Raw genomic sequence first — 18270 nt, 5'->3', positions numbered from 1 at the left:
ATTTTCCTCTACTTGCTCTCACAGTTTAAAATACGTGCAGCAATATTCACTGCTTCTTCTGCGGCTGAATCCATTGTTTGTGCTACATGAATATTGTCATGATGAGCATTATCGAGTATCGTTAGACCTTCTGTTGCTTCATTTCCATCGAAACGAACAACGATGTCGCATAGTGTTGTACCGTTCTGTATAAGCTTATCGACAGCTTCAATAATGCCTTGTGCAACTTGCTTGCAAGATGTAATTCCGCCGTACACATTGATGAATACGGACTTGACCTGCGGATCAGACATAACGATATCGAGGCTTTGAGCCATTAATTGTGCAGAAGCTCCACCACCAATATCTAAGAAGTTTGCTGGTTTAATTTTTGGATCAAAATCCTGACCAGCATCAGCAACAGCATCAATCGAGCTCATAACTAGTCCTGCGCCATTACCAATGACACCGACATTTCCATCTAAATGAACATAGTGCAAACCTAATTGCGCAGCTTGTGCTTCAAGTTCGTCGTGTCCATACGACGTTGCAAAACGTGACCATCCATCATGTCTGAATGCGGCATTGGAATCAAGAGAAATTTTCGCATCGAGTGCCATTAAATGTTTAGATGCCTCGTCATCTGGAATTCCGACCTTAGCTAGAGGATTGATTTCGACGAGTGTTGCATCATTCTCAATAAATACCTTCCACATTTCAAGTAAAATGTGCGCCGCTTGTGAAGTATCAGCATGATGGAAACCAATTTCTTGGGCCATTTTCTCAGCAGCATTAATATCAAAATCATCAAGAGGATTGATATGAAGACGCTTAACAAATTCTGGGTGTTCTTTCGCTATCTCCTCAACCTCGGTACCACCTGCTGCAGTAGCCAGAACGTCATAATCGCGCGAAGATCTATCTACAGATATTGAAACATAGTATTCATGAAGAATAGATGCCGCTTCAACAACGAGAAGACCACGAACCTTATGACCATGAATTGTCATGCCTAGAATATGTTCAGACATAAAGCGAGCTTCGTCCTCGTCATGAACGATCTTTACTCCGCCTGCTTGTCCCCTATGACCTATACGTACTTGAGCTTTAAGAACGCATGGATAGCCAATTGTATTAGCTGCTTGAACAGCTTCCTCTACAGTTGAGGCAAATATCCCCTCAGGAATTGGTACATCTTTCTCCTGAAGAAGTTCGCGTGCTTGATACTCATATAAGTCCATGTAAAGCTCCTAAGCCGGCATAACCATCATGGTTGATGTAGGATGATTTTCGAGTTTTGCTAATCCATCAAGCCCGTCAAGTTTCATAACAAAACTAAAACCTGAAACAGTGCAATCTATGCTCTCAAAGAGTTTCATCGCAGCCCATGCAGTTCCACCTGTTGCGATAAGGTCATCGACGATTAAAATACGCGAGTGTGATGGGACTAAGTCCTTTTCAATCTCCATCGTCGCTGAGCCGTATTCCAAGTCATAACTTTGCGAGACAACAGGAGGTGGAAGCTTACCAGCTTTGCGAACCGCGATGAAGCCCTTATTAAGTTTCTGTGCAAGCGCTATACCTATAAGAAATCCGCGAGCCTCAAGGCCTGCAATATAGTCAAATTCACTTGGTTTGACAGGTAAAGCGTTAACTAGTCCTTGTATTAGTAAATCAAGTCCACGAGGATCAGCAAAAACTGGCATAAAATCGCGGAATAAAATATTCTCTTGAGGGAAGCCAGGAATACTGCGGATAAGCGAGCATAAATACTGGGCATCATCATGTGGAAGTAAGGTACTATCAGAGAGCATGATATCGGAAGTCATATGGAATAAACTCTATTCTTTTTCAGACGTACAAGCTTAAAACGTTATTATTTATTCTCTGCAGCATTATCACCAGCTGAATTTTCATCAGCAGTGTCAAGATCTTTTTGGTCTAGTGGATTTCCATTCTCATCAACTTCGTCATCACTGACATATGCTGGAATCACTGGAGGCTCAGTGATTGCTTGAATACGCCACTTTGACAGGCTTCCTTCCGAATTGAGAATAACAAAATCGTGATCTAAATCAACAGACTCAATCGTGCCTAGTAGGCCAGAATGTGTTGCAACCTCAGTGCCCGGTGCAAGATTATTTCTAAAATCATTAATTTTTTCTTGTTGCTTACGCTGATTACGAGTAGACCAGAAGGTAAAACCAATAAGGACAACTAAGAGGACAAGCATGATGATATTTGGCATGGGTGGCTCCTTGAAATATATAAGACTCTATTGAGTTTAGAACAGCGATGTGACATCATCAGGTGGTGTAAGACCCAAATGATTCCATGCTTTTGATGTTGCTATACGACCACGAGGTGTACGAGCCATAAAGCCTTCACGAACAAGATAAGGTTCGCAAACGGTTTCCACTGTTTCGGCTTCTTCTCCTACCATCGCAGAAAGATTGTTCAATCCTACAGGTCCACCGGCAAACTGCTTACACATAGCAGTAAGCACTGCAATATCAAGACGATCTAGTCCCTCGGAATCAATTTGATATAGTTCAAGTGCATCTAACACGGCCTCAGAACTTACACGAGATAGACTATGTACAATCGCCCAATCTCGAACTCGTCGTAGCAATCTATTAGCAACACGTGGTGTTCCTCGTGAACGTACCGATAGCTCATACGCTGCGTCTTTGTCCACGGTAATTCCTAATACGTCTGCTGAACGAAGAATTAATCGTTCTAATTCGCTATGTGGATAATAGTCAAGATGCGCGGTAAAACCAAAACGAGCGCGCAAAGGAGAAGGGAGCATCCCTTCCCTCGTAGTCGCACCTATAACCGTGAACCGAGGCAAAGTGAGAGGAATTGATGAAGCCCCTGGGCCCTTCCCAACCATAACATCGACTCGGAAATCTTCCATCGCTATATATAGTAATTCTTCGGCCGCACGTGGCAAACGATGTATCTCATCAATAAAAAGAACTTCACCTTCGTCAAGAGAAGAAACAATGGACGCCAAATCGCCTGCGTGCTGAATAGCTGGACCAGATGTTACACGAATCGGTACGCCTAATTCATGTGCAACAATCATAGATAGCGTTGTTTTACCAAGTCCCGGAGGCCCCGCGAGAAGAATGTGATCTGGTGGAACGCCTCTCAGCTGTGCAGCGTCGAGGAAGAGCTTCATTTGCGCTTTCAAATGAGGTTGCCCGATGAACGTCTCTAACGTATCAGGACGCAATTCTTCATCGCTGACTTGCTCATTACTTTGAGGCTCGGCAGAGACCATGCGAAGTGATTCTTCATTCGCATCATTGAATAATTGTGGCATTAGCGTCCCCTATCTAACCTCGAAAGTGCATGACGCAACACAGTCGGGACCAAGTCGGAACTCATAGGAATATCTATATGTAAATCTGCGATAGATTGATCAACCGCACGCTGTGCATCATGCTGCTGCCATCCTAATGATACAAGACCTTGTATCACTTGATATACATTCGCATCTACATCAAGAGATGCGGAGGTTGAATTAACAGAATTAGTACCGTCTTTATCAGAGATGATTGAGGCTAAGTTCACCGAGCCGCTTAATTCGACAATTATTTTCTGAGCACCTTTTTTACCAAGACCTGGAGCACGCGTTAAAGCGGTTACATTATTTTCGCGAATTGCGTGTGCTAATTCGTCTCCAGAAAGAGTAGATAAGATTGCCATAGCAACTTTTGGGCCAATACCACTTACTTTCTGTAATTGGGAAAATAAATCTTGAGTAGTTTTATGCAGAAAACCATAGAGAGCTACTGCATCCTGTGACATAGTCATCGTGGTAAGCACGAAGACCTCTCTGCCCTGGTGCAACTGATTTAAATCTTTGCTGGACATGCGAACGCTATAACCTACGCCGCTCACTTCAATAATGGCTTGAGCAGCGTCTATGGCAATCACTTCGCCACGTAAGCTCGCTATCATTTTGCCCCTTCAATTATCGATAAACTACTCATACGATATTCGAACAGTTATTCATTATTCGAACATCTGTTCGAATATAACTTTACATATCTCTACGGACACCTCGACCAGGTCTTGCCTTGCGTTGCGCATCAGCCCATTGCTTTTGAGCAGTGGTTAAATGTTGCTCACGCTCACCACCCTCGATAGCTCCGGCTGGACGAAGGGCATGACAAATTGCGATACCTAAAGCATCAGCGGCATCCGGTGGATTAACAATGGTATTAAGACCAAGGATTTTCGTAACCATGGTTTGGACTTGAATTTTGCTAGCCTGACCGTTGCCAGTAACAGCGAGTTTCGCCTCAGTAGGCGTATGCAGTGCAACTGGAATTCCACGCTGAGCAGCAGCAACCATGGCAAGCCCCGCTGCCTGTGCAGTACCTAAAACTGTATTGCGATTTTCCTGAGCAAAAACGCGCTCAATAGAGACAATATCGGGCGCAAATTCGTCAAGTTTTGCACACAGTCCATTAAAAATGGTAAGAAGACGAGCGTCCTGTGGTGTATTTGGCTGTGTACGAATGACATCGACGTGCATAAAAGAAAGCCGGCGCGAACGGCCGGCTTCTATAACGCCGACTCCGCAGCGTGTAAGCCCGGGGTCAACTCCTAGAATAATCATTTATTCTTCGTCTAACTGTGCCATGACTTCATCGGAAGCTGTCCAGTTTGCAAAGATATCCTGAACATCATCAAGTTCATCTAATGCATCGATAAGACGATTTACCTTGACTGCAGAATCATAATCAAGCTCTACTTCATTCAATGGAAGAAGAGTCGATTCTGCGGAATCGTAATCAAAACCTGCATCCTGGATTGCTTTACGAACAGCTACGACATCGCTTGGCTGTGTGGTGATTGTAAATACATCTTCATCATCTACAACATCCTCAGCACCAGCTTCAGCAGCAACTTCAAAGAGTGCATCGAAATCTACACCCTCTGCTGGTACTACAATTTGTCCTTTGCGCTCGAAGTTAAAGGAAACAGAACCATTTTCAGCTAAGGAACCGCCATTCTTGGACAAGGTAGAGCGAACGTCTGCTGCAGCACGATTACGATTATCAGTTAAGCAATTAATAATAAGGCCAATTCCACCTGGAGCATAACCTTCATAAGTAATCTCTTCATAGTTTGCGCCACCAGCTTCTTCACCTGAACCACGCTTTACAGCACGTGTGATGTTATCAGCTGGAAGAGAATTCTTCTTTGCCTTAGTAATTGCATCGTAAAGTGCTGGATTACCATCTGGGTCTCCACCGCCATTACGTGCTGCAATTTCGATGTTCTTTACGAGCTTTGCGAAGAGCTTACCGCGCTTGGCATCAATAGCTGCTTTCTTATGCTTCGTGGTAGCCCACTTGGAATGTCCTGACATGACTCTCCTCGTTACTGTGACAAATTAAACCGTTTGATATTTTATGTGCCCCTTCAGACACATGATATTCTAAATGCGAAATGCTATGAAATCTGGTTCACAACTTCACTTTTCAAGAAAGGCTTTGCTCTCTTGCGCTTGGCAGTACACGGTATGTATACGTTGACATATAGTAATTATTCCAAGTACTGCTAGCACTACCATGAAAATGCTCAAAACAAGATAAGGAAGTCCTAATCCAGTTATGCCCATACCTACAAATGTGATGAGTATACGGTCAGACCTTGTAGCGATTCCATTCTTCGCCTCATAGCCGACTGACTCGGCACGAGCTCGTGCATACGGAGTGACAAATGAAGTCATCATAGCAACCATCGTCGCTACAATTCCAATGATGCTCCATATATCAGTAAGATTGCAATGTAATACGAAATACAAGGCAACGGCACACATGATTGCCCAATCAGCAATTCGATCCAATGTAGAATCAAGAAATGCGCCGAATGTCGTTCCTCCTGTAGTAATAGCTGCAACTGAACCATCAAGCGAATCAAAAAGAACAAATAACGTGCTAATCAGGACGCCAATAAAAAGATGACCAGATATCGCAGTTAGTATTATGGAAATGCTTGTTCCGAAAGCGCCGATAATAGTAATCAAATCGGCAGTAAGATGCATCCTCACGAGGAATCGTGCTATCGGATTAATTATTTTTTTAAATGGTGCGCGCAAATTTTCAAGCATAAGAATCCCTAGAAGCTCTATAAAAGCTATAGACCAAATTCGTTAGCAATACGTGCTGCCTCTTGAGCATACGCAACACGTTGATTTTCCAGTAAAATCGGCATGGTTCGTGTTTGGGCAACAATTGGCATAAAATTCGAATCGCCATTCCAACGAGGTACGATGTGCTGATGCAAATGTGTAGCAACACCTGCTCCCCCAGCTTCACCCTGATTTACGCCAAGATTAAAGCCGTCGGGACGAGAGACATTACGCATAACAGTCATAGCTAACTGAGTTGCCTTCTCAAATTCAAGAATTACTACATCATCATGCAGGTCGGTAAGCATCGCAACGTGTTCCTTAGGACACACCATAACATGACCACTGTTGTATGGATAAAGATTCATTATGATAAAAACATTCTTTCCGCGCCAAACGATAAGACCGTCTTCATCGGTTTTCGTAAGAGCATCACAAAATGGACATGATTTAGTATTGGCTGAATCATTCTGATTGTTATTGCCCCTATCTTCTTCTGATTTATCGCGTAACACGTAGCTCATTCGTTGAGGTGTCCATAAACGTTCATAGTGATCCTCTTGAGGAGGAAAATTATGCGGATCATCAATGCGAATACCATCAGAATCATTACTTGACATAAATACACGCCTTCCTTCAACCCTATACATACAGAACTCTACGCATAGTAAAAGACCTTGACTGCATACATACAATCAAGGTCTTTACTATATATATTTACTATATATTTAAAATTCGCACTGTACGGATAAATTTACTTGTCTTCGACAGATGCTTGTGGTACTTCAGCATCAGTGAATTGAGCAAAATCCTCTACTGAATTAATAAGACCATGAGATTGAAGAGCCTGATTAATCCATTCGACAGCTGTCTCAACATTAACTCCATTGAGCTGGCTTCCATCACGGAATCGGAAGGATACTGCATTATTGTTCATATCCTCCTCACCCACGATAAGAATGAAAGGTACCTTCGACTTTGAAGCATTGCGAATCTTCTTGCCGAAGCGATCATTTGATGCGTCAACTTCTGTACGAACCATATTCTTATCGAGTTTTTCGATAACAGAATAAAGATGATCTAAGCAATTTTCAGCAACTGGGACACCAAGTACCTGAACAGGTGCAAGCCATGCTGGGAATGCCCCTGAGTAATGCTCAAGAAGAATTGCAAAGAAACGTTCAATAGAACCGAACAACGCACGGTGAATCATTACTGGGCGCTGGCGTGTGCCATCTGCGGCAATGTATTCAAGGTCAAAACGCTCAGGCAAGTTGAAGTCGAGCTGAATGGTCGATACCTGCCAGGTACGTCCTAGAGCATCGCGTGCTTGAACGGAAATCTTTGGACCGTAGAAAGCTGCACCTGCTGGGTCATCTACAAGCTCAAGACCTGATTCTTTTGCTACAGAAGCTAAAGTATTCGTAGCCTCTTCCCAAATCTCGTCAGAACCGACATACTTATGCTCGTCCTTGGTTGAAAGCTCGAGGTAGAAGTCGTTAAGACCGAAATCACGAAGCAAATTCAATACGAAGTTCAACAAGCTCTTAAGCTCATCGCGCATCTGTTCTCGTGTGCAGTAGATATGAGAATCATCCTGAGTCAAACCGCGTACACGAGTTAGACCATGTACAACACCAGACTTTTCGTAGCGATAAACCGTTCCAAACTCAAACAGTCGTAATGGAAGTTCGCGATAAGAACGCTGACGTGACTTGAAGATCAAATTGTGCATTGGGCAATTCATCGGCTTGAGGTAGTAATCAAAGCCTTCCTTAGTAATGTTGCCCTGCTCGTCACGTTCCTCATCCAAATGCATTGGTGGATACATACCATCCTTATACCATTGCAAATGACCGGAAGTTTCATACAAGCCACCCTTAGTAATATGAGGCGTTTGTACGAATGAATAATCGTGACGCTTGTGAAGTTCAGTAGAATATTCCTTCATAGCGTTGATAATCGCAGCACCCTTTGGGTGGAATACTGCTAAGCCAGAGCCAATCTCATCTGGGAATGAGAACAGATCCATTTCAGCGCCGAGCTTGCGATGATCACGCTTAGCAGCTTCTTCAAGACGATTAAGATACAACTTCAAATCATCCTTGGAAGCCCAAGCGGTACCGTAAATTCGCTGAAGCATAGGATTATGCTCGTTTCCGCGCCAGTACGCAGCTGCTGCACGCTGAATCTTAAATGCCTTAATAAAACGAGTATTTGGCAGATGTGGACCGTGGCATAGATCTTTCCATACTACATTACCATCGCGGTCTACGTTGTCATAGAAGCTTAGTTCTCCTTGAGAAACTTCTACAGCTTCCTCAGCGCTAATTTGATCTTCAGCAGCACCGATAAGTTCTAACTTGTATGGCTGGTCAGCTTCTTCAGCTCGTGCTTCCTCTTCGGTTACTACGCGACGAACGAAACGTTGGCTCTCCTTAATGATGCGCTGCATGCGCTTTTCAATCTCTTTGAGCTCATCAGGAGTAAATGGTTCATCTACATCAAAATCGTAGTAGAAGCCGTCTTTAATAACAGGTCCAATGCCCAGCTTTGCATCTGGACGAATTTGCTGAACCGCTTGAGCCATAACGTGAGTTGCGGAATGACGCATAATCGCCAAACCATCTTCGCTGTCAATCGAAATCGGCTCGACATTATCGCCCTCAGACAAAGGAGCATACAAATCGCGAGGATTACCATTGATGCGAACTGCGATAATGTCTTTATTATCGGAGAATAGTTCAGTACCAGTTACATGAGATTCAATTTCTTGAGGTTCACCATTAACGGTGATATGAAGAGAAGCTGTTGACACAGTCTTTATCCTTTTCAATCGTGGGTCCGCGTTACAGGTGCAGACCGCTTGTTTGTTCAATAACAGACTATGAGTATGAGAGGACTTATATAAATATACGTTGTCACGAAGTGCTGATCGAGATTAATAGAGTGTTGACTACGAGTATTCTAAAAATTTAAACTGAAATTAAACACGTATTGTGGGCGATACAGGATTTGAACCTGTGACCCCTTCCGTGTCAGGGAAGTGCGCTAGCCCCTGCGCCAACCGCCCAAATATAAGAGAGGTGAGTACGAGAGTCGAACTCGTCTATACGGCTTTGCAGGCCGCTGCCTAACCGCTTGGCTAACTCACCGTAAGAGGTCAACTCGACTGACCGAGCGGACAACGGGACTCGAACCCGCGGTCTCGACCTTGGCAAGGTCGCGCTTTACCAACTAAGCTATGTCCGCAATGCTTCTGCTTGAAGTCAACCTTCTTGCTGAGCACGAGATATAACTATAACGGTCAGTATGCTAAGGGTCAAGTCACGGCGTGTTGGTCGATGGCATTAAGATTCTTAGTAGGTATTCATCGTGAGCATAAAAATATGCCGGTGGCGAGAAACAACTCTGAAATCATATATTATCTTTTATTCTTAAAACATGAGTGAATTTGAAGAGATTTTTACTAATGAGGGTATTCCCGCTACCCCACATCGTACTGTAATGCTGTGCGCATTTGAAGGATGGAATGACGCATCTCAGGTGTCAACTCAGACGTTGAAGCACCTGATTAATGTTTATTCAGAAAAATCTCGAGAGGTCAATCATATTTGCTGCGGAAGTTTCTACGATTATACAGTTACGCGCCCGGTCATACTCAATGTTGACGGTAAACGAAAAATCATGTGGCCAGAGAATACTTTTACGGAAATTGAAGTGAGTGATTCTCTTACATTACTTATTCAAATAGGTCCTGAGCCAAATTTCCGTTGGACTGAATTTACTCAACAAACTATGGCTATTGCGGAAGAACGTGAGGTTGACGAAATCATAACCATCGGATCAATGTTTGCTGATTGTACGCATACGCGACCACTACCTGTATATTTCAATGACGTGTCCGACAATACAGCAACTGATCATTCTTATGAGGGTCCAATTGGAATTACAAGCATGATTAATTATTCTGCGGTAGAATACGGATTCCCTACACGAGCTTTATGGATTTCTCTTCCCTCATATGCGCAATATATTGATTCTCAAGATAATCCGATGGCTATTTTGCGTGTTCTTGATGAATTATCACGTTATATTGGTGAACCATTAGAAGTAGGGTCATTACCAGTTCTTTCTTTGAAATGGCAAACGAAAGCAGATATGGTTGCTTCAATTAATTCTGAGATCACTGACTATATATCAACGATGGAAAAGTACTATGACAATCAGGAAAAAATCAATGCGTTTTCCCCTGATGCAGCTTCTGAGTTGATTACAGAAACGGAAAAATTCTTACGCGGATTTGCTGACAAATAATGATATCTTTTATGGCATCTTTCGACACATTCTTACTTAAGTAGTTTCGGGTTGAAAGCTACGTACCCTGGTTGCACCGTGTCTGTTTGCTCGTACTGCGTGAATTTGTCGTCTATATTTATCTTTTCCATTACAGCCTTTGTATATCTGGAATATTTGGTGATACTAGACTGTTTTCCTAAATTATCATTAATTGGAATCCATGATCGGTAAACATATTTATCCGTACATTCAAGATAAAAGCGGCCAGCTGGCATTTTTTCCTTAGGCACAAGACCCGTAATAATTTCTCGTGTCTTTCCAGTGCTTAAATCTACATCCGCGATAGTTCCACTATCGCAACTCATGATGATAAACGAGTTGCGATATAGAGACCCTCGTGATTGTTGTATACAATTCCACTGATCACCATAAGGCGTACGCAGAAGATTCCCTTCTTCATCCCGTAATACTATTATGATATGTTCTCCGGTTACGGCGTTCCATTTAAGAATTCCGAGTGGAAATCCTTTCGGCATATTTAAGTAGCTAGTAAGATCATGACCAATTTGAATAGTGCTATATATCCAGTTATCCTTGCAAACAGTCGTGTGGCTCCCCTCTCCATGGATTTCGATTGCGGGATCATTATGCGTTATCGCTAGTATGTCAGATGAGTTTTCAAAATCTCGCGCGGAAACTCTCGTGATTTCTTGTACCTTCTTATACACAGGCATATGCTTTTCCGATAATTGGTACATAACAGTAGTATCGCGATGGGTTGTCCAACTATTGTTACTTACTTCATATGAATTACCATTCTCACATAGAGCAACATTATCTCCCAAACCTGAGTGATCTCCTGTATCATAGGTAATTTCTTGAAAATCTCCATGTGATGATGCTACGCTGAGAATACCATCATTTTTCACTCCTAAGCCTTTGTTGTACATGGTCATGGAATGAGTATCATCTAATGCATAGGTAGTGTACTCGAAATCTGTCTTTTCATGCTTTGTGACGTGTATTATATTCGTCGTCGCATCGATAAAATAATCATTTTTCCTATCGGAATAGAACACTCCTTTATCGGTCCAAGCGATTTGCTTTAAGAACATATAATGATTGTCTTGAATTTTATAAGAACCATCTTTGAAAACGAACACGAGTTGCGATCGGTCTTTGGCATATGCTGAACTATTTGCAATCTCATAGAGTGGTATTATTGCTACTACTTGTGATAAGTCAACTTTCTTACCATTAAGAGCAGCTCCGTCCACGTTATACGCCACACTATATCCGTCTTCTCTACCTCCCAAAAGTGTCCTCTCTACTGCCTTAGAACACCCAGTGAGCATAGAGAAGGCGATAAAAACGGATACAATAACATTAAATGAACGTGTCGTCTTCATATCCACCCCAGCGACATCAAACGTTGATAGTTCTATATGTAGTTGTCAGATATGAATCACGTATGCTATATGGGAACACAAAGTTATCCTTTGGTGCTAAATCTATAGCTGCTCCATACATGTAGGCTGCCCAGACTAGTTGGCTACAATTGAGTTCTCCCCAATCATTTCGATTTGTATGAATTACGTCGGTGTTGTACCCACGACCAATGTAACTGCGTGCTCTTCTGACGGCTTTATCTCTATTTGCTTGCGAAGTTCTAACAGACTGTAGATGAGCTCGACCGCATGCAACTGATTTCTTCCGACTCACTTCATGAGCATTGTGATCACGGTCAACAGCTTCGATTATGGTTTCTCTTCTGACAAAAATCCCGGCATGTCCATGATTCCAACCAAATGTATTATTCCCTTCTGAGACAAATACATCCCCTGGATTATGCGCGATATCGAGATCATTATGCTTACTACTATTCTGTTCTCTATCGGTGTCTGAGCCAACATTGCCAGTTTCATATTTTCGAGACAATGTAAGTGCTTCTTGGGCCACAGATAATTTCGGTCTCCCTGTTTCCTTAGTAACCTGCCTAATTTGTGAATCTAAATCATCAAACGAATACATATATCCGAATGATCTGCGTAAATCATTAACTATGGTTACGTATTCGTCATCAGATATCTTTTGTGCATACGCAACTTGACTAAACGTAACAGCGCAGGCGCACAGCACCACTGCTGAGAGAAATGCGCTTACCTTCACAATTTGGTTTCGCAAATTCTTCATTGTAACCCTCTTTATACTGTGTTATATAGCTGCCATAGCTATATAACACAGTATAGTTTTAAATATTTTAAAACACGCTTTTATTTAGATTATATGCATGATAAAAAAATAGCATCGCAAAGAGAACTCTCCTTCATATTGAGATAATGATTAACGCGGTGACCATAACTGAAAAGACACATATGGGTATAAGTTCGAAATAATAGTAAAACCTATACCACTGTATAATACGCTGGTCCTGTAATGTTTAGCCCAATAAAGTCATAACAATTGGTACTACAATAACGAACAAAATCGTGCTAATCGTGACAATATTTGTGGAGAGCTCTACATCACCATCACCCTGGTTTGCCAAGATTGGCAGAACAGCAAGAGCTGGTGCAGCTGACTGAATGACAAAGGTGTTAAATTCAGTGGTAGGCATACCATGAGCTGTAAAGTAAAGCAAACTAAACATTAATGCTGGTGCCAAGATGAATCGACCAACAAGAGTAATAATAGTATCGCGATCGAAACGAATAGTCTTTAAACCTGCTTTTTGTAAAGTAATCCCAATGTAAATTAATGACAATGGTGTTACCAAGTTACCTATATAGGTCAGTGTATTAGTTGCGAAGTCAGGGACTGGTATACGTGCGAGAAGGAATACTAGAGCAATAAGGAAGCCTACCAGAGGAGCCGGTAAAAGTTTCTTCCAATTAAACTTTGTCTGTTGCTTCTTACCAGATTTACTATCAGAAGTCATCAGATAAACACCGAGTGTCCACGTAGATATCGTATTCATGATGTAATACACGAGGAAGAATGGAAGAGCGTTATCGCCAAATAATGCAATATTAAGTGGCAGGCCAATAAAGATAGTATTCGCATTAGCGAACGTATTAATCATTGTTCCTCGGCGTCCTGGTTGAACTTTGAAAATCCATACAGCAAGGAAAGCAAGAATATATGTACCCACAAAGGCAGCAAACACGTATACCAAGCCGCTTGATAAGCTAACTAACTTATCAAGGGTTAAATATTTCAATACGGATACGAAGATTGATGCAGGCAAAGCTACATTCATAATAAGACGTGAAAGATTTGGAGCAAATTCCTCACCAAACCAACCACGAGCTTGGAGGAAATATCCGAGCACAATAATAACAATAATAGGAATAATGCTTTGAATAGAGGTTAATAGCACATCGATATTCATGATGCCTCTTTCGAAAATCTACTGGTATAAATTAAGTAGGTAAAAGCGATAAACGCTTTAAAGAGTTGTGATTACACCATAAAGCGCCACGTATAGAGATTAAAACGAAAGTTTTTTCTACGTGACGCATTAATGGTGCTAAGTGTTACATCAACGATTTACTTATATTCTGGATACCACTTGAAGTCGCGTACAGCCTTCGCCATATCCTTTTCTTCAGCTCGAGCCAATCCCTGTTCTTGAGCCTTCTTAGCAACAGCTTCAGCAACTTTGATGGATACATCAGCGACATACTTGAAAGGCGGCAAGACCGGTGCTCCTGGCTCGCCAGGATTTACAATGCCACTCAAGGAATGAGCTGCAGCGCCGATCATTTCATCAGTAAGCAATGATGCCTCAGAGGCAAGCATACCGAGACCTAGTCCTGGGTATATCAAAGCATTATTTGCCTGACCGATAATGTAATCGACACCGTTATATGAAACAGTTCCTGCAGGGATACCTGTTGCAACGAATGCCTTACCGTCAGACCATGCGATGAGATCTTCTGCACTGGCTTCTGCAAGCTTAGTAGGATTGCTAATTGGGAAAATAATTGGACGTTCGGTAATCTTAAGCATTTCCTCAACGATTTCCTTTGTAAAGGAATTTGGCTGTGTCGAGGTGCCAACAAGAATGGTTGGCTTTACTGTCTTAACAACCTCAAGAAGATCTGTGAGTTTGTCTGCATTGTCATAGTCGGAACGCTTCTTAGCAAATGGACGCTGTTGTGGGGTCAAATCATCCATATCGTCAAAGAGCAGACCTTGCTTATCAACCATGAAGAAACGCTTGTATGCCTCTTCCTCAGACAAACCCTCGCTCATCATTTCACGAAGAACACGAGAGGCAATACCCGCACCTGCGGTACCACCGCCATAGCACAGGTACACTTGATCAGTAAGCTTTTCGCCAGTAATATCCAAAGCACCGAAAATTCCACCGAGAGTTACGATACCAGTCCCCTGAATATCATCGTTAAATGTAGGAATCTGAGTGCGATACTTTTCAAGAATATTTGCAGCATTTCCACGACCAAAGTCTTCCCAGTGTAGATAAAGCTTAGGGAAAAGATTTTCGGCTGTTTGTACGAACTTATCAATGAAATCGTAATATTTCTCACCACGAATACGTTCATGATGATTGCCTAGATACTGAGGATCATCAAGCAATTCTTGACGGTTTGTACCGGCATCAATGACAAGTGGCAGAACAGTTGCTGGATCAATTCCTGCGGCCGCAGTATAAACCATAAGTTTTCCGACTGAGATGTCAACACCATTTGTGCCCCAATCGCCAATTCCGAGAATACCTTCTGCATCGGTAACAACAATAAGGCGAATATCGCGATCTCCTGCTGCATTCTTTAGCGTTGCTTCAATATTTTCTGGGTGATTGACATCAAGATAGCCTGCATACTGAGGATCGATGAAAAGCTTGCTATAGTTTTCAATAGTTTCAGCAATTGTTGGATCATAAACAATTGGGTTGAACTCTTCAACATGCTGAGAGAACATGTGATAGAACAATGTGCGATTCGTGTTGAAAATTTCCATCAAGAATAAGCGCTTTTCAAGATCGCTGGTCTTTGTCTTCATTTGCGCATAAGCCTGAGCAGACTGCTCATCAATCGTTTGCACCTGAGGAGGAAGCATACCTACGAGACCGAGCTGTTCACGTTCATCTTGGGTAAATGCAGTACCTTTATTCAAGAAGGGATCGTTGAGTATTTCGCGTGCATTCATGTCCTGCTCCTCGTTTCTTTGATTTTTCGATATATTTATTTTCTAATATTTAATTGCGTGCTTTACAGTACGCTTCTAAATGTTTCCACGTATCGCATTTTTTGTTACGGATAGATGACACGCTTTCGTTTATTTAGTATTTTCATTCTACCTCCCCCCCCCTATGCGATTGACGGTTTCTAGTAGTCGCTGCAATCATTAACATAACCATCAAGTGTGATAACAAACACTAAAACCGCCTTTGTGCTATAGAATATAAAGAAATAGGAACGCAAAGGAGAAATACTGTTATGAGTAGCAAAGCTATACATCGTAAGACACGAGTCTTCGCTCCTGAAGGTTTTTTCGAATGTGAAGCTAAGGGACTTATGTGGCTTAAGGAAGCGCAAGTTCACGGAGGTCCACGCGTTGTAGACGTTGAATCATGTGGATCAGATTTTCTCGATATCGAAAGAATTTCAGCTGTTAGCGCCACCCCAGATGCTGCGTATCAATTTGGTCGAGACTTAGCTCATATGCATGATTTTGGGGCAGACTATTTTGGGCAAGCTCCTGATCATTACACTGGTAAGTGCTATTTTGGTCCTTTGCAAGATCCGGTCGTTATGGATACCGGACAATGGAATAATGTAGTCGATTATTTTGCACAAGGACGGCTAATTCCTATGGTTAAGCTTGGAATTTCGCGAGGACTTTTAACTTCTGCTGACTTAGAATTAACTGAACGTGTGTCTAATGCCCTTCCTGATTTGCTTGGATCGGCTGGACAGGATAAGCCTGCACGTGTCCATGGAGATTTGTGGAGCGGCAATGTCATGTGGACTAGTACTGCAAGTGATGGAACTCCTCTGGATAGTGTTGAGGCAGTACTCATCGATCCTGCTGCTCATGGTGGACACCGCGAAGAAGACTTGTCTATGTTGTCTCTGTTTGGTATGAGTTTTATGAGTGACATACTTCGTGGATACCAAACAGTTCATCCACTTAAGAAAGGATTCGAAGAACGACGTACGCTTTGGCAGCTCTACCCAATTGCAGGACATTGTGTATTTTTCGGCGGAGGGTATATAAGTCAATATAGGTCAATGTGCAAACAGTTGCTTACCTCTCTATAACTCTTTTCTATAAAGTTCTATAAATATAGTCTCGTTAAAGAAAGCTGGTGGAATCCTTATGCTCTAGGGATTCCACCAGCTTTCTTAAACAGCAACCTTCTATATCTGTCAGTATCTACATTTCATGCAGTTTACGAAAAAGCGTGACGTAGTTTTTCAAAGAAGCCACGATTTTGCTTAATGCTCTTTGAAGATTGTTGTGGCTTATCTTTGAGCTGTGATTCTTTATTGAGCCCTTCAAAGTCAGAAATTAACTTCTTTTCTTGATTACTCAACTTCTTCGGGATACTCACCTCAAGGTGGACGATAAGGTTTCCACGTTCCTCGCGATTAAGCTTTGTTACACCTAAATTATCGAGCGTAATGGTATCTTCAGGTTGTGATCCAGCTGGAATAGATAATGTACGGTCTCCATCGAATGTGGAGATATGAGTCTCATGACCAAGCACAGCCCACGTCATTGGCACACGAATCCAACAATGCAAGTTACTTCCATCGCGTGTGAAAGTTTCGTCTGGACGAACAGAGATATCAACGTACAAGTCTCCCGCAGAACCGCCACCTTCTCCGACTTCCCCCTGACCTTGCAAACGCAAACGGGTGCCATCTTCCACACCTGCTGGAACTGAAACGGTGATAGTGCGCTGCTTACGGACACGCCCTTGCCCAAGACATGATGCGCACGGATTTTCAATGATAGTACCGTGTCCTTCGCAACGTTCGCATGGCTGACTAGACATCATCTGACCGAGCATCGTACGGACAACTCGCTGTACTGATCCGCTTCCATTACATTGAGGACATGTTACTGGAGCACTTCCATCAGCACTACCATTTCCATGACACGTATCGCAGACAGCATACATAGTGACATTAAGCTTTTCACGATTACCGAAAACAGCTGTTTTAAGCTCCACATTAAGGCTAGCAAGCGAATCGCGTCCTGGTTGGGTACGTGGAATTGGTCCTGAACCGGATCCGAAACCACCACCAAAGAATGTGCTAAAGATATCGCCAAAATCTGCTGAACCAAAACCAGCCCCTGCACCTGCATTAGGCGACATAGGATCAACGCCTTGATCAAACATTGAACGTTTTTCGGGGTCACTCAAGACATCGTAAGCAGTATTTACTTCTTTGAATTTATCCTCAAATTCCGGACCTGCAATATCTGGATGATACTTACGGCTAAGCTTACGATATGCTTTTTTTATTTCATCATCTGTTGCGTTACGAGAAACGCCAAGAGTCTCGTAATAATCTGCCATCTATTTCTACCTTGTCTTGATCAAAATAGGATTTCTAACACCTAATTTAAGCACTACGAGGGTATTATCGCTGGTAATGAACGTAGGATGAGGTTTCTACGTTAAGATTGAGTATCTTTTTGATATCTAGTCTTGAGAAATCTCGAATATGACGAAGCAGCTATTAGTAAGTAATACAGAATAATAATCGTCGGAATAAATATGAAGGGTATGCGCGCCGAATGGCTGAAATAAGCCAGCAAAGGTCTTTATGCCTTATTACTATGAAATGCGTAAA

At 42.4% G+C, this 18270-nt stretch carries 17 protein-coding genes and 3 tRNA genes; 2 read left to right on the top strand and 18 right to left on the bottom strand.

The window, feature by feature from the left end; translation table 11 throughout:
* Nucleotides 1-8: 8 nt before the first annotated feature.
* The 13 genes from sucC to EJ419_RS01340 form a co-directional block, all read right to left on the bottom strand.
* The gene (gene sucC / locus EJ419_RS01400) at nucleotides 9-1220 is read right to left on the bottom strand and encodes an ADP-forming succinate--CoA ligase subunit beta (protein WP_131283131.1); all 1212 of its coding nucleotides are present in this window, start codon (nucleotides 1218-1220) and stop codon (nucleotides 9-11) included.
* Between the two features lie 9 nt (nucleotides 1221-1229).
* Nucleotides 1230-1808: an adenine phosphoribosyltransferase gene (locus EJ419_RS01395; RefSeq protein WP_131283130.1), complete on the bottom strand. Its 579-nt coding sequence runs from the start codon at nucleotides 1806-1808 to the stop codon at nucleotides 1230-1232.
* A 47-nt stretch (nucleotides 1809-1855) separates the two neighbouring features.
* Nucleotides 1856-2227: a preprotein translocase subunit YajC gene (gene yajC, locus EJ419_RS01390; RefSeq protein ID WP_131283129.1), complete on the bottom strand. Its 372-nt coding sequence runs from the start codon at nucleotides 2225-2227 to the stop codon at nucleotides 1856-1858.
* Nucleotides 2228-2263: 36 nt separating this feature from the next.
* Nucleotides 2264-3310, bottom strand: a complete 1047-nt coding sequence (gene ruvB / locus EJ419_RS01385; RefSeq protein ID WP_131283128.1) for a Holliday junction branch migration DNA helicase RuvB — start codon at nucleotides 3308-3310, stop codon at nucleotides 2264-2266.
* The gene (ruvA, locus tag EJ419_RS01380) at nucleotides 3310-3951 is read right to left on the bottom strand and encodes a Holliday junction branch migration protein RuvA (protein WP_131283127.1); all 642 of its coding nucleotides are present in this window, start codon (nucleotides 3949-3951) and stop codon (nucleotides 3310-3312) included. The genes ruvB and ruvA overlap by 1 nt, the downstream gene beginning before the upstream one ends.
* 82 nt (nucleotides 3952-4033) lie before the next feature.
* A complete protein-coding gene (gene ruvC / locus EJ419_RS01375) occupies nucleotides 4034-4615 on the bottom strand; it encodes a crossover junction endodeoxyribonuclease RuvC (RefSeq protein WP_131283126.1) in 582 nt (193 codons plus the stop codon).
* Nucleotides 4616-5371, bottom strand: coding sequence for a YebC/PmpR family DNA-binding transcriptional regulator (locus tag EJ419_RS01370; RefSeq protein ID WP_131283125.1), 756 nt, complete (start codon nucleotides 5369-5371; stop codon nucleotides 4616-4618). It lies immediately after the preceding gene.
* Nucleotides 5372-5476: 105 nt separating this feature from the next.
* Nucleotides 5477-6115 (bottom strand): phosphatidylinositol phosphate synthase, encoded by a 639-nt coding sequence (gene pgsA, locus EJ419_RS01365; protein WP_131283124.1) that lies wholly within the window; start codon nucleotides 6113-6115, stop codon nucleotides 5477-5479.
* Nucleotides 6116-6141: 26 nt separating this feature from the next.
* Nucleotides 6142-6756 (bottom strand): HIT family protein, encoded by a 615-nt coding sequence (locus tag EJ419_RS01360; RefSeq protein WP_131283123.1) that lies wholly within the window; start codon nucleotides 6754-6756, stop codon nucleotides 6142-6144.
* Nucleotides 6757-6890: 134 nt separating this feature from the next.
* The gene (gene thrS / locus EJ419_RS01355) at nucleotides 6891-8954 is read right to left on the bottom strand and encodes a threonine--tRNA ligase (RefSeq protein ID WP_131283122.1); all 2064 of its coding nucleotides are present in this window, start codon (nucleotides 8952-8954) and stop codon (nucleotides 6891-6893) included.
* Nucleotides 8955-9136: 182 nt separating this feature from the next.
* Nucleotides 9137-9209 (bottom strand) — tRNA-Val (locus tag EJ419_RS01350).
* Between the two features lie 11 nt (nucleotides 9210-9220).
* A tRNA-Cys gene (locus EJ419_RS01345) sits at nucleotides 9221-9291 on the bottom strand.
* Nucleotides 9292-9315: 24 nt separating this feature from the next.
* Nucleotides 9316-9388, bottom strand: a tRNA-Gly gene (locus tag EJ419_RS01340).
* A 192-nt stretch (nucleotides 9389-9580) separates the two neighbouring features.
* Here EJ419_RS01340 and EJ419_RS01335 point away from each other — a divergent pair.
* Entirely contained in the window at nucleotides 9581-10453 is an 873-nt protein-coding gene (locus EJ419_RS01335; RefSeq protein WP_131283121.1) for a PAC2 family protein, read from the top strand.
* 32 nt (nucleotides 10454-10485) lie between these two features.
* Here the strand turns inward: EJ419_RS01335 and EJ419_RS01330 are convergent, their stop codons facing one another.
* From EJ419_RS01330 to EJ419_RS01315, 4 genes are all read right to left on the bottom strand, one after another.
* Nucleotides 10486-11844, bottom strand: a complete 1359-nt coding sequence (locus tag EJ419_RS01330) for a hypothetical protein (protein WP_131283120.1) — start codon at nucleotides 11842-11844, stop codon at nucleotides 10486-10488.
* A 16-nt stretch (nucleotides 11845-11860) separates the two neighbouring features.
* A complete protein-coding gene (locus tag EJ419_RS01325; RefSeq protein ID WP_131283119.1) occupies nucleotides 11861-12628 on the bottom strand; it encodes a hypothetical protein in 768 nt (255 codons plus the stop codon).
* A 247-nt stretch (nucleotides 12629-12875) separates the two neighbouring features.
* Nucleotides 12876-13826 (bottom strand): AEC family transporter, encoded by a 951-nt coding sequence (locus EJ419_RS01320; RefSeq protein WP_240680296.1) that lies wholly within the window; start codon nucleotides 13824-13826, stop codon nucleotides 12876-12878.
* 158 nt (nucleotides 13827-13984) lie between these two features.
* Nucleotides 13985-15643 (bottom strand): malolactic enzyme, encoded by a 1659-nt coding sequence (locus tag EJ419_RS01315; protein ID WP_276320051.1) that lies wholly within the window; start codon nucleotides 15641-15643, stop codon nucleotides 13985-13987.
* Between the two features lie 257 nt (nucleotides 15644-15900).
* On the opposite strand from EJ419_RS01315, the gene EJ419_RS01310 reads away from it, so the two are divergent.
* Nucleotides 15901-16725 (top strand): fructosamine kinase family protein, encoded by an 825-nt coding sequence (locus tag EJ419_RS01310; protein ID WP_131283117.1) that lies wholly within the window; start codon nucleotides 15901-15903, stop codon nucleotides 16723-16725.
* 131 nt (nucleotides 16726-16856) lie between these two features.
* Here EJ419_RS01310 and dnaJ read toward each other — a convergent pair whose 3' ends face one another.
* Complete coding sequence (gene dnaJ, locus EJ419_RS01305) at nucleotides 16857-17993, bottom strand: molecular chaperone DnaJ (protein ID WP_131283116.1); 1137 nt, start codon at nucleotides 17991-17993, stop codon at nucleotides 16857-16859.
* Between the last annotated feature and the right edge of the window lie 277 nt (nucleotides 17994-18270).

It is taken from the genome of Alloscardovia theropitheci, from assembly GCF_004332295.1.
In the GTDB taxonomy this organism is placed as follows: Bacteria; Actinomycetota; Actinomycetes; order Actinomycetales; family Bifidobacteriaceae; genus Alloscardovia; species Alloscardovia theropitheci.
Note: the sequence above shows the minus strand (reverse complement) of the source record. Positions and strands in the feature narration are given on the sequence as shown.

What these genes read in the sequence shown, in the direction of transcription:
- sucC (WP_131283131.1), bottom strand. Translation starts at nt 1,220, where the DNA reads ATGGACTTATATGAGTATCAAGCACGCGAACTTCTTCAGGAGAAAGAT.
- EJ419_RS01395 (WP_131283130.1), bottom strand. Translation starts at nt 1,808, where the DNA reads ATGACTTCCGATATCATGCTCTCTGATAGTACCTTACTTCCACATGAT.
- yajC (WP_131283129.1), bottom strand. Translation starts at nt 2,227, where the DNA reads ATGCCAAATATCATCATGCTTGTCCTCTTAGTTGTCCTTATTGGTTTT.
- ruvB (WP_131283128.1), bottom strand. Translation starts at nt 3,310, where the DNA reads ATGCCACAATTATTCAATGATGCGAATGAAGAATCACTTCGCATGGTC.
- ruvA (WP_131283127.1), bottom strand. Translation starts at nt 3,951, where the DNA reads ATGATAGCGAGCTTACGTGGCGAAGTGATTGCCATAGACGCTGCTCAA.
- ruvC (WP_131283126.1), bottom strand. Translation starts at nt 4,615, where the DNA reads ATGATTATTCTAGGAGTTGACCCCGGGCTTACACGCTGCGGAGTCGGC.
- EJ419_RS01370 (WP_131283125.1), bottom strand. Translation starts at nt 5,371, where the DNA reads ATGTCAGGACATTCCAAGTGGGCTACCACGAAGCATAAGAAAGCAGCT.
- pgsA (WP_131283124.1), bottom strand. Translation starts at nt 6,115, where the DNA reads ATGCTTGAAAATTTGCGCGCACCATTTAAAAAAATAATTAATCCGATA.
- EJ419_RS01360 (WP_131283123.1), bottom strand. Translation starts at nt 6,756, where the DNA reads ATGTCAAGTAATGATTCTGATGGTATTCGCATTGATGATCCGCATAAT.
- EJ419_RS01335 (WP_131283121.1), top strand. Translation starts at nt 9,581, where the DNA reads ATGAGTGAATTTGAAGAGATTTTTACTAATGAGGGTATTCCCGCTACC.
- EJ419_RS01330 (WP_131283120.1), bottom strand. Translation starts at nt 11,844, where the DNA reads ATGAAGACGACACGTTCATTTAATGTTATTGTATCCGTTTTTATCGCC.
- EJ419_RS01325 (WP_131283119.1), bottom strand. Translation starts at nt 12,628, where the DNA reads ATGAAGAATTTGCGAAACCAAATTGTGAAGGTAAGCGCATTTCTCTCA.
- EJ419_RS01320 (WP_240680296.1), bottom strand. Translation starts at nt 13,826, where the DNA reads ATGAATATCGATGTGCTATTAACCTCTATTCAAAGCATTATTCCTATT.
- EJ419_RS01310 (WP_131283117.1), top strand. Translation starts at nt 15,901, where the DNA reads ATGAGTAGCAAAGCTATACATCGTAAGACACGAGTCTTCGCTCCTGAA.
- dnaJ (WP_131283116.1), bottom strand. Translation starts at nt 17,993, where the DNA reads ATGGCAGATTATTACGAGACTCTTGGCGTTTCTCGTAACGCAACAGAT.